Origin of the sequence: Oscillibacter sp. CU971 (assembly GCF_905219725.1) — a bacterium.
Lineage (GTDB): Bacteria > Bacillota > Clostridia > Oscillospirales > Oscillospiraceae > Oscillibacter.
The window spans coordinates 21,275-29,485 of the sequence record NZ_CAJMXG010000013.1 but is presented as its reverse complement, the minus strand read 5'-3'; the positions used below and the strand labels follow the sequence as shown (position 1 = coordinate 29,485).

Here is an 8,211-nt window from a genome sequence, read left to right as displayed (position 1 = left end):
ATGATGGTCTGGGGCGTGCTGTTGAGGACATAGCCACTCGGCACCTTGGTCTCGGTGACCACCACGGTGCTGCCGGGAACAAGGCCGGTGACTGTCACGGTCCCATCCTTGCCCGTGGTGTAGCGGCCCAGCACAGTGCCGCTGCCGTCCCGCACAGTGAACTCAGTGCCGGGAACAGGCTTGCCGGTGACGGAATCCAGCTTGGTCAGGGTCAAGCTGCACAGGGGTTCGTTCAGGAAGGTGAGGGTCTGGGTGTCCAGGGGGTTGACGGTGACCGTCTGGGTTTGGGTACTCTGGTCGATGACATAGCCGGGGGCGGGCTTGGTCTCCTTGACTACCACGGTCCCGGTGATACCGTTGATTCGGATTTCGCCCTTATCATCGGTGGTGTAGAGGCCATTGGAGGACAGGTGGCCGTTGTCGTTATCAACGTACCCGCCGTTGGCGTAGGTGAGCTGGAACTGCGCGCCGGAAATCAGAGCGCCGCTCACACTGTCTTTCTTCTGGATGACCAGGGTTCCGGCCCGCTTGTTCCAGAAGGTCAACTGCTGCACTTCGCCGCCCTTGATGAGAATGTCCTGCGGGGTCCCATCCAGCACGAAGCCCTCCACGGTCTTGATCTCCCGCACCTTCACGGTGGTACCGGGTTCGATGCCCTCCAGCACGATCTCGCCGGACTTGTCTGTGTAATACACGCCGTCATCGGGGCCGACAGCGCCGCCGTTGCCGTCCACAACCTTAAAGGCCACGCCGGACAGCGGCTCGTTCTCAGTGCCCTCGATGAATTTACGGATAATCAGCGTAGTGCCGGGTTCATTGTCAAAGATCAGGGTGTGGGCCACGCNGGTGCGNACCACGATATTTTTGGGNGTCTCGTCCAGAATGTNCCCGTTGGGGGCCTTTTTCTCGGAGACGACCACAGTGGAATTGGGAGTCAGCCCGGTGATGGTGACGGTACCGTCTGTGCCGGTGGTGTAGAGGCCGTTATTGGGGCCGATCACATGGCCGGAGCTGTCACGCACCATAAACTCAGCGCCCCGCAGGGGCTTCTTGGTCACCGCGTCCCGCTTCAGGATGGTCAGGGTGCAGAGGGGATCATCGTAAAACCGGATGGTCTGGGTGTCCCCGGCATTGACCACCACAGTCTGGGGCGTGGGGTCCTTGCGGTAATTATCCGGCGCCTTTTCCTCGGACACCACATAGGTTCCGGGGAGCAGCTTGGACAGCACGATCTGCCCGTTGACATCGGTGGTGTAGAGGCCGTTGCTGGAGGTCATGCCCTCGTTGTCCGGGGTCAGCTCCCCGTTGGCGGTCATCACCTTGAACTGCGCCCCAGCCAGGGGCTGANGGGTCACGCTGTCATACTTCTCAATAATCAGGCCGCCCTTGCGGGTGTTCTTGATCACCACAGTCTGGGTGTCTCCGCCCTGCCCGATGACCACGTTGGTGGAGGGCGTGTCGATGACGTACCCGCCGTCCGGGGCCTTGATTTCGTTGATCACATAGGCGCCGGGAGCCAGATTGGTGATCTTGATCTCGCCCTGGGCGTCCGTCACAAAAATGCCGTTCTGGGTCAGGGTAGACGAGCCAATGACACCATCCAGGCCCACTTCACACCCTGCGGCAGTGGTAATTCTGAACTCAGCGCCGGGAAGCACCTCATTGGTCTGGCTGTCCCGTTTTTGGATGATCAGGCTGCCTTTCGGCTGATTTTTAAAGGTGAGAGACACCGTTTTGCCCGCCTGGATCTGGATGGTCTGGCTCTGGGTATCAATCAGGAAACCAGCGGGGGCGCGTACCTCGGTGACTACCACGCTCTTTCCCGGCTTCAGGCCGGGGATGCGAATCTCGCCGTTCTCATCGGAGCGGTAGATGCCGTTGGAGTCCCCAATCAGGGTCCCGTCTGCGTACATAACCTTGAACTCGGCGTTCTGGAGGGTCACGCTGGGGTTGGTGGCGCAGACCTTCCGAATGAGCAGGATGCCGTCCGGGGCGTTGTCGAAGGAGACGGTGACCACGTTCTGCTCACCCTTGTCGGAAATATAGACCGTTTCAGAGACATTGATGATGGAGTAGCCGTCCGCCGGGTCGATTTCCTCCACGATGTAGGTGCCGGCAGTCAACCCGGTCCAGATGGCGGTTCCGTTTTTCCCGGTCACCTTCGTACCGATGACCGTGCCGCCAGTGCCGGAAGTGCCGCCCAAAAAGCGGAGCTGGAAGGTACAGCCGGGGAGGGCCTCATGGGTCACGCTGTCGTACTTTTCCACCACAATGGCATTTAACGGCTCGTTGAAAAAAGTGAGCGTCTTGCTCTCGCCGCCGTGAAGGATGACCTTCTGGGTGAGAGGCTCTTTCATCTGGAAGCCGGGAGCAGGCTCCACCTCGGTGACGGTGTATTCTCCGGGGTACAGCTTCTTGCCTTTCTCATGGAGCTTGATCTGGCCGCTGGCATCCGTGACGAAGATACCGAAGTCCATGGAGGCGGGAGCGCCCGCGGCTTCACCGTTGGACGTATAAGTCACACGGAACTTGGCCCCCTCAATGGGAGCGCCGGCCACGCTGTCCTCCTTGAAGATGGTCAGCTCCGGGGTCTTGTGGTTGCGGAACACCACCGTTTTCTCATCGCCGGGATTCAGGGAAATGGTCTGCACCCGGTCTGCGTCCTTGTCCGGCAGGTAGTAGGGGGCGGGGACGGACTTCTCCGTGATACGGTAGGTTCCGGGGTCAACACGCAGAGCCACTGTGCCGTCCGCGCCGGTGGTCCAGTCATCCTTGTAATCGCTGTCGATCCCCTCCACGGTGAGGACGGTGCCGGGGACAGGCACTCCGGTATCGGTGTCAATCTTGGAGAGGGTCAGCAGGGGCTTCTTGCTGTTTTTGAAGATCAGGGTCTTATCATCGCCGCCGTTCAGGCTGATGGTCTGCGTCCGGTCAGCCTCATCCTCCGGCAGACAGTAGGGTTCAGGGACGGACTTCTCCGTCACCCGGTAGCTGCCGGGGGCAACGCGCAGAGTGGCGAAGCCGTCCGCCTCGGTGGTCACATCCTGGCGGTAGTCGCTGTCGATGCCCTCCACGGTGANCACAGTACCGGGAATGGGGGTGTTGGACCCCTGCTCTACCTTGGAAATTTTCAAAACAGGCTGCTTCAGGTTGTCAAAGACCAGCTCCTTGCTGTCTCCNNCCCCCAGCNAGATCGTCTGGGTGGGTTCGTCTCCCACCACATAGGGATCAGGGACGGACTTTTCCNTCACCTCATAGCTGTCCACAGGAATATTGGAGAGGACCGCCCTGCCGTCCGGCCCGGTGGTCACATCGTTGTGGTAGCCGTAATGGATGCCGCGGATTTCAAAATGGGTGTTGNGGATCACATCCCCGGTCTGCGCGTCCCGCTTGAGAATAGTGAGGCTGGNCAGCCGCTTGTNGGAGGCCGTCACAGNCACCGTTCCGCCGCCGTTGACAGTTGCCTGATCCACATGGGCGATCACCGGCTCGGTAAGGGTGGCCCNGGGAGCCGGTACGGANACCTCCACGNAAGCGTACATCCCCTCGGTCACATCGGTGACGGTGATGGAGCCGTCTGCCTTGGTCTCCTCTGTGCCGATGATCTGACCGTCACGCACAATGTTAAAAACAGCACCGGGGAGGGGATTGCCGCTGTCGTCCAGCTTGATGAGCCTGACCTTTACCTTGGCGTCATTCTCAAANACCAGGGCCACATCGGTCNTGCCGTCCCAGACGAAGGTCTGCTTGGTTTTATTAATGTCCGGGCTTTTGGTGTAGCCCTCCGGGGGCGTGACTTCCTCCGCCACAAAGCTGCCGATGGGCATGGTATCCCAGGGCACGTCCGTCAAATAGCCGCCCGCGCCGGTAATATAGGTTCCGGTGAAGTCGTTGTCCACGCCGGTGATTTTANTGACCGCTCCGGCAAGGCCCTTGGTGGGATNGTCCGCATCTACTTTGCGGATGCTGCCCTCACCGGTGATCTCAGGAGTATCGCTAAACGTAACCGTTACAATTTTGTTGGCTCCATTGGGCAGAACGACATACTGGGGACCCGCGTTGTTGATCTCATAACCCTCCGGGGCTTCCAATTCCGTCACGGCGTAGGTGCCCGCTTCCAGCTTGGATACGGTAACAGTGCCGTCGCTGCNTGTCACCACNTNCTTGGAGTAGGCACCATTTTCNGAGGCTACCTTGAACCGCGCCCCCGACAGGCCCTTGTTGGGATTCGTGCTGTCTACCTTTTTGATGATCAGGTCATACAGCTCACGGGTCACGGTCAGTTCACCGANCNTGATGGCCTGCANATCATTTGCCGGATGGTAGCTGGAGCCGGGACCGGCATATGCGTATTCATAAACGGCGCAGTCGCCCCATACGCCCTGCGCGCCCAGGTCGAGGATATACTGCGCCCGGTCCCGGAACGATCTGCCGTCCATAGTCTCGTCAATACTGGAATAATTGGTGTGTTCCAGATTGTTGTAGACGCACAGCAGTTCCTCAGCGCAGGCAACCACGGGGTCGGACAGCAGACCGGCCTTGTAGCGCCAGACGATGGCCTGGGTCCAGGAGTTCATCGTCCATGCGTAGTTGCTGTCCCACACATCATCTACACCCAAAGCCTTGGCTTGATCAGTAAAGACGCCGGTGGAGTGGGCGTAGAAGTACGCCATCATGGTTTTGACGGTGGGGTCGTTGACCGGCTTGGGACTCCCCCAGGTGTGGCCCTCCAGTGACCAGCCCATGCCCTTGCCCTTCTCGGCACAGAAGCCCATGGTGCTCTTTCCGTTGAGTCCAAAGTGCATCTGGTGCAGGTGGCAGGTACCCAGAGCTGGGGACTCATACTTGACCCCATTGTGGGTGCAGTCGTCCATCTTGATGGTGTCCGGCGTGGCGGCGAGGGCTGTGCCGGGGAGCAGGCCCAGCACGCAGACCAGGGCCAGCAGAGCCGCGATCAGGCGGGTTCGGGGAAAATGGAACTTTTTCATAGCTTGTCAGCCTCCTTTTTGACAGAAAACGGCCCTCCAGCTTGCGCTGGAAGGCCGTTTTGGTTTTATTTTCGCTTACGCATAAAAATTGACGCTGTTTGGGATTCCGACGAACATGTAGCAGTAGGTGATGCCGTCGTACTGGGTCACACCCACGCCGATGCAGTCGCATCTTGAGTCGATCATGGTCTCGAAGTGACCGGGAGAGTTGATCCAGTTGTCCAGGGCGTGTTGGGCGGCATCCTCTGTGCCGGTGAACACGGTGAGGTTGTCACCGAAACCGTAGGGGTAGCCGGCGTCAGCGGCGGCTTGGCCCTCCTCTGCGGCGTGATGCCAGGTGTAGCGCCGGTCGGAGCAGGCTTGGGCGGCGGTCATCAGGGCCTCGTTGACCGGCAGCTCCGACACGCCGTTGGCCTTGCGGGTCTGGTTGATCAGCCGGATCATCTCCTGCCGGATCTCCAGGTTGTCCGTCAGGCTGGCGCTGCCCATGCTGGCGGGAGCTTCCGGCGCGGCGGGGGCGGCGGAGCCGACCGTCAGCGTCATGCTCCCGCATTCCCCGGCGCTGTTGGATGCGGTGATCTCCGCGGTCCCCGCCCCCTTTGCGACAGCCACCCAGAAGGTCAGCACCTGCTCCACCGCTACCGTGTCCGGGTCGCTGGAGGTGACGGTGTAGTCGATCTCGCTGGGGCCGATGATCAGGCCGCTTCGCTCCCCTACCTCCAGGGTATTGCCCTTGTAGCTGCTCACCCGGATGGGTTCGTTGGGCGCTTCCGCTGCCGCGGCGAGGACGGTGAGCCCAATGGTGAGGGTGGCTGCCGTCAATGCGGCGGCAATGCGCTTTTTCATGCTGGTCATACTTTTTTCCTCCTGNNTTCCGTATTTTTTGGTGCTTTTGCAAGCAATACAATATCGGAACAGAGGTCAAAAGTCGAGAAGAAAATGCAATCTAAAATGGAGAAACGAGCGGNCGAAANCGAAGCATNTTAGNTAATTTCCNCGCCCTGNACGCANCACCGCTGATCCCGCTGGTCACGGACGCAGGTGTAAAGGGTGATCATGTTGGTGGTGGAGGCGGCGAGGGCGCTGCGGTCTGTCTCGCTCACCTTGGAAACGGAGGTCACCTCATAGGTGCGGGTCCCAAGCTGTGTGGTCAGGGAGATGGTATCGCCCACCTCCAGCGTATGGATCTCCCCGAAGTGGTTGTTCACGCCCCGATTGTGGGCCGCCAGCGCCACATTTCCATCCCAGATGGAGGTGTCCTCAAAATGACCCGCGCCCTTCTTCAGCGCGGCGCTGTCCGTACCCTGGTAGATCTTGACGCTCAGACCAATGGCGGGGATCTTCAGCGTGCCCAAGTGTCCTCCGGAGTAATAGAGATCGTCCGTTACCGCCGTGTNGTCGCCGGAGGCACTGCCGGGGTTGGTCACTGTCACCGAGGACGAGCCGGGGACATAGACGGAGCCGCTGCCGGAATCCGTTCCCATACTGCCGCCCATGGCGGGAGGCTGGATGACACCGGCGCTGCCGTTGATAATGGCTCCGGAGGTGGGCTGATAGCCGGGAGCCAGATTGGGAGTGAGGGGCGTGCCGGTGTGCAGGGTGTCGGCGCTGTAGCTGCCGAAGGCGGGCGGGGCGAGAGCGGCGTTCTTACTCACGTCCTCGTTTTTCATGGCCCCGCCGCCAGGGGTATGCACCACCTCGATGGACGTGGCCTTGCCGTACTCCGGGTCGCCAGTGCCGTCAATCGTGTACTCCAGAGGTTCCGCGGCATAGGCGGTCGCCATCGTGGAGGCCATCATGCACAGAGCCAGGAGGAGCATGGTCAGTTTCTTCTTCATCACATTCACCAGTCCTTTCTGATTACGGGTTTGGAATTATGCATCCTCATCGCCGCCCTCGGCCAGCTCACTGCGCCGTTTGAGGAACAGGGCGATCCCGATGCCGCCGCCAGCCGCGGCGATGAGGCCCAGAGGCGCCAGCAGGAGCGGCCAGTTGAAGCTGGCGGCGGGGGCCGGATCGGTTGCCTCCAGACCGTCGCCCACAGGCTCCACAGGCTGGAGGGGCGTCCCCTCGAAAATTGCCACATACCGGGTCNTNTTCAGGGCGANCCAGCTGACTGTCCCAGTGTAGTCGGCAGTGACGGTATAGCCTTTGANATAGCTGCTGGTGGCGCTGCCGGTGTAGGTGGCCACGGCGGTGTAGCGGTCGCCCAGGGCGTAGCCGTCCAGACTTCCCGTGTTGTCCGTCTGCCAGCTGACGTCCTGGAGGGTCAGAGTGCGCCCTCCGTCCTGGATGGTCTTGGGGATGTACTGGGTGTCCTGTCCCGCCAGATTGGGATAGGTCCGGGTGGCGGAGACCTGCTTGGTGGAGCTGCCGTAGCCGGCCACCTCCACCTGCACCGTATCCAGCCGCAGGGTCAGCGTCCCGGCAAGGCCGTCGTCGGTGATGAACGCCTTCTCCTGGGGCAGCAGAGCCAGCACAGAGGCCATATCCTTGTTTTTACTGTCCAGCGTCACCGTCTCGGTGTGCTGGCGGCTCTCATGCTCCGGAAGTTCCTGCTTGAGTAGATCCACCAGGGTGTAGTGGTATCCGTCCTGCTCGAAGTCCGAGCGGGGGATGCCGGTGGGATCGTCCTCCGGGGACAGATCGTAGAACTTGCGGATCTCAGTTCCGTCCTCACTTTGGGTGACGGAGCTGGGGTAGCAGACCTGGGCGGGGTCGGCCCACTCCGCCGCGTAAGCGGCGGGAGCGAGGGCCATAGTCAGCGCCAATGCCAGAGCGCAGACTGCGGTCAGTCTCTTCANCGTCGNTTCCTCCTCTACATTTTCATTTCCGGGTCGGGCGGAGCATCCTGGCTCTGGCCCTTCTGCTGGCGCTGGGGGATCTGAGCCAGAGTCTGCTGATAGGCGTCCAGCACTGCCTGATGGAACTGCTGGTGGAACTCCTTCGTACAGGGAAAGCAGATGTCCTTATAGCCGTCCCTGCCCTTGTAGCTGGGCAGGGAGACGAAGGGGCCGTTGCTGCCCTCCACCACCTTGATGCCCCGGATAGCGAAGCACCCGTTCAGGTTGACGGAGGCGTCCGCCAGGACGGGACCGCTGGCGTGGAGGGAGTGGATTTTCACATCCACCTGCATGGGGAGGGTCTCCCGCTGAGATGTGAGGGTCGGGTCAGGGGCCTGTTTCATTGTCGGTTCCTCCTAAAAAATTTTTGGTAAAATGGA

5 protein-coding genes are annotated in these 8,211 nt (G+C 60.7%); all 5 read right to left on the bottom strand.

The genetic code is table 11. From position 1 onward, the window contains the following. On the bottom strand, positions 1–4,988 hold a 4,988-nt coding region (locus JX325_RS02265; protein WP_204789554.1), incomplete at its 3' end, for a SpaA isopeptide-forming pilin-related protein. 75 nt (positions 4,989–5,063) lie between these two features. Next, on the bottom strand, positions 5,064–5,843 hold the full coding sequence (locus tag JX325_RS02260) for a CAP domain-containing protein (RefSeq protein ID WP_204789553.1): 780 nt from the start codon (positions 5,841–5,843) through the stop codon (positions 5,064–5,066). Positions 5,844–5,971: 128 nt separating this feature from the next. Further along, the gene (locus tag JX325_RS02255) at positions 5,972–6,826 is read right to left on the bottom strand and encodes a class D sortase (protein WP_204789557.1); all 855 of its coding nucleotides are present in this window, start codon (positions 6,824–6,826) and stop codon (positions 5,972–5,974) included. 36 nt (positions 6,827–6,862) lie between these two features. Next, positions 6,863–7,792: a cell wall anchor protein gene (locus JX325_RS02250; RefSeq protein ID WP_374220575.1), complete on the bottom strand. Its 930-nt coding sequence runs from the start codon at positions 7,790–7,792 to the stop codon at positions 6,863–6,865. Positions 7,793–7,806: 14 nt separating this feature from the next. Continuing rightward, positions 7,807–8,175 carry a SpoVG family protein gene (locus tag JX325_RS02245; RefSeq protein ID WP_204789551.1) on the bottom strand — a complete coding sequence of 123 codons (369 nt, stop codon included), beginning with the start codon at positions 8,173–8,175 and terminating at the stop codon, positions 7,807–7,809. Positions 8,176–8,211 lie beyond the last annotated feature (36 nt).